The organism is Aeromonas piscicola (assembly GCF_000820005.1).
Classification (GTDB): Bacteria; Pseudomonadota; Gammaproteobacteria; order Enterobacterales; family Aeromonadaceae; genus Aeromonas; species Aeromonas piscicola.
The window spans coordinates 1,470-3,520 of record NZ_CDBL01000088.1 but is presented as its reverse complement, the minus strand read 5'-3'; the positions used below and the strand labels follow the sequence as shown (position 1 = coordinate 3,520).

Annotated in this window: 4 protein-coding genes; 1 reads left to right on the top strand and 3 read right to left on the bottom strand. The window is 61.8% G+C overall.

Going from position 1 to position 2,051, the window contains the following annotated elements; translation table 11 throughout:
- Window positions 1-352, top strand: a 352-nt coding sequence (locus tag BN1128_RS23370; protein ID WP_042873445.1) for a hotdog family protein, incomplete at its 5' end; no start/stop codon positions are given.
- A 39-nt stretch (window positions 353-391) separates the two neighbouring features.
- On the opposite strand, the gene ybcJ is transcribed toward BN1128_RS23370, so the two are convergent.
- The 3 genes from ybcJ to BN1128_RS23355 all read right to left on the bottom strand — a co-directional run.
- Window positions 392-625, bottom strand: coding sequence for a ribosome-associated protein YbcJ (gene ybcJ, locus BN1128_RS23365; RefSeq protein WP_042873443.1), 234 nt, complete (start codon window positions 623-625; stop codon window positions 392-394).
- Between the two features lie 242 nt (window positions 626-867).
- Window positions 868-1,272: a MaoC family dehydratase gene (locus BN1128_RS23360; RefSeq protein WP_042873440.1), complete on the bottom strand. Its 405-nt coding sequence runs from the start codon at window positions 1,270-1,272 to the stop codon at window positions 868-870.
- On the bottom strand, window positions 1,269-2,051 hold a 783-nt coding region (locus BN1128_RS23355), incomplete at its 5' end, for an alpha/beta fold hydrolase (RefSeq protein ID WP_042873437.1). The genes BN1128_RS23360 and BN1128_RS23355, both read right to left, overlap by 4 nt.

The window sequence follows — 2,051 nt, the reverse complement described above, 5'->3', positions numbered from 1 at the left end:
CATTCCTCTTGGCTGGCGCACCCGCAACCACCTGGGCAGCATGTATTTTGGCGCTCTGGCGACCGGCGCCGATCTGGTGGGCGGCCTGCTGGTAATGGAGAAGGGACGGACGAGGGGCAAGAAGGTGCATTTTGCTTTTAAAGATGTGCAGGGGGAATTTCTGAAGCGGCCCGAGGCGGATGTGCAGTTCGACTGCGCCGCCGGTGAGGAGATTGACGCCATGATAGACGAGTCGCTGGCGAGCGGTCAGCGCATCAATCGCCCCATCCAGGTGCTGGCCACCTGTCCGTCATTGAACGGGGATGAGGCGATGGCGCGCTTCGTGCTGACCCTGTCGATCAAGGCCAGCTGAATGCGAGAGGGCGTGTCGGCGCCCTTATTCAAGCAGGGATCAGAGGATCTCCGGGCTCACGCCCGCTTTCACCACGACTTTCATGCCGTTGAAGTTGACCACCTGTTCGGCGACTATCTTGCAGCGCTTGCGGGTCTCGACCTGACCGTCCACTTCCACCAGACCGTCGGCGACGAGCGCCTTGGCCGCGCCGCCACAATCGGCCCAACCCTGATGCTTGATAAGGTCACACAAGGCAACGAAGGGGTGGCCTTCGAGCAGAAACGTCTCCATGGGAAATCCTCTAGATGGATGAATGGCTGAAACAGCAGGGCGGTTATTCTAGGCAGTTCGGGCCGTCAATGAAAGGGCAAGGCCACCTATCTTCAGGCAATTCCGGTTGCCAATGAGAGGAGGGGTGGCCTCAGGGCATGCAGACCGGGAAACAAGGGGTGAGGAGAGCCGCCGTCATCATGGCGGTATCTATAAAATTCAGCCCGGCGGGGCCGGGCTGAAGGAGGGTCGGTGATCAGCACTTAGCCAAACTTCACCACCGCCTCGCCAGTGACAGCGAGGGCCCCGGCCGCCGTCACGATGCGGGTGGCCAGGGTGATGATGGGCTTGTCGCTGCGCAGGGTGATGATCTCCACCTCGGCCGTCACCTCATCCCCCACAAACACCGGTTGTTTGAAGGAGAGGCTTTGCCCAAGGTAGACAGTGCCTTTGCCAGGCAGCTGCTGGCCCAGCAGCCCCGAGAAGAGGCTGGCCAGCAGCATGCCGTGCACAATGGGTCGCTCGAACGGCGTGGTGGCGGCAAAAGCCGAGTCCAGGTGCAGGGGATTGAAATCCTCCGACAAGCCGGCGAAGGCCTCGACTTCGGCTGCGCCGAACCGTTTGATCAGGCTTGCTTTTTGCCCAATTTCAAAAGGGAGTGTACTCATGCGGGCTCCTCTTCCGGGGTGTTGGCAAAGACAGGGTTGAGCCGCACCTTGACGTAACCGCCGGGGGCTGCCTCCAGTCCCTCGCTCGGGATGCGGGCGGGCACGGGCGTGGCTTCCTCCTCTCGCGCCTGGATGAAGGCTGCCATCTGTGGCCACCAGGAGCCGCTTTGATGGGTTGCCTGCTCAAGCCAGGCGTCCGGGGTGTCACTGTCGGCATTGCTGTGCCAGAAGCCGTACTTGTTGGCCGCTGGCGGGTTGATGATGCCGGCAATGTGGCCCGATTCAGCCAGGATGAAGCGCTGCTCGCCGCCAAACAGCTTCATGCCCTGCCAGGTGCCCTGCCAGAGGGCGATGTGATCGTCCATGGCCGAGACCAGCAGCACAGGCGTCTTCACCTTGGCCAGATCGATGCGGGTGTTGCGGATCTTGAGCTCCCCCTTCACCAGCTGGTTCTCCAGATAGAGACGGCGCAGCAGACTGTTGTGCGTCTTGCCCGCCACGTTGGTGCTGTCGCTGTTCCAGTGCAGCAGATCGAACGCCACCGGGCTCTGGCCCTTGAGGTAGCTGTCGATGTAGTAATTCCAGTAGAGGCTGTTTTCCCGCAGCAGGCTGAAGGAGACCGCCAGTTGGCGTCCATCCATGATGCCCTTGGCCTCATTCTGGGCCTCCAGTGCCGCTATGATGGGCTCGTGGATGAAGATGCCAAGCTCCCCCGGCTGGGAGAAATCGAGCAGGGTGGTGAACAGGGTGGCGGAGCGCACCCGCTGCTTCTGGCGCCG